Origin of the sequence: Marinobacter iranensis (assembly GCF_029207565.1) — a bacterium.
Lineage (GTDB): Bacteria > Pseudomonadota > Gammaproteobacteria > Pseudomonadales > Oleiphilaceae > Marinobacter > Marinobacter iranensis.
This window is the reverse complement of the sequence record NZ_JANCMW010000048.1, coordinates 1-381: the sequence shown is the minus strand read 5'-3', so window position 1 is coordinate 381 and position 381 is coordinate 1. Positions and strand designations below refer to the sequence as shown.

The 381-nt window shown below is 66.1% G+C and carries 1 protein-coding gene; it reads right to left on the bottom strand.

Annotation, left to right across the window (positions count from 1 at the left end; genetic code table 11):
- The coding region (locus tag NLU14_RS21385; RefSeq protein WP_275710428.1) for a hypothetical protein at positions 1-195 on the bottom strand (195 nt) is incomplete at its 3' end.
- Positions 196-381 lie beyond the last annotated feature (186 nt).

The window sequence follows — 381 nt, the reverse complement described above, 5'->3', positions numbered from 1 at the left end:
GACCTTGCTGTCGCAGGCGGCGAGGACCGAGCCGCCCATGGTGGCCGCGACGATCGCCGCACCGCCGCGCTGAAGCGTCGCGCGACGCGAGTAGCGCTGGGCCGCGAGGTCGTTCAGCGTCGGGCCGTTGTTGTGGATGTTGGTGTCGACGTCACCATCGGTATAGCCGAAGCCCGTCTCGGTCAGATTGGTCATGGAAACCCCCAAGCAGCCGAGTCACTGGCGACCCGGTTGGCCGGTCCTTGGAAGCGTGACATGACGCCAGCATGCGATTGCGGTTTCGTGGGTGTGACTTTTGTGTTTCCGATCCATGACGCTTTGCGCGGGTGGGCGCATGACGCTTTGCGCGGGCGGGCGGCAGCGTCTAGGCAGGCACGCGAC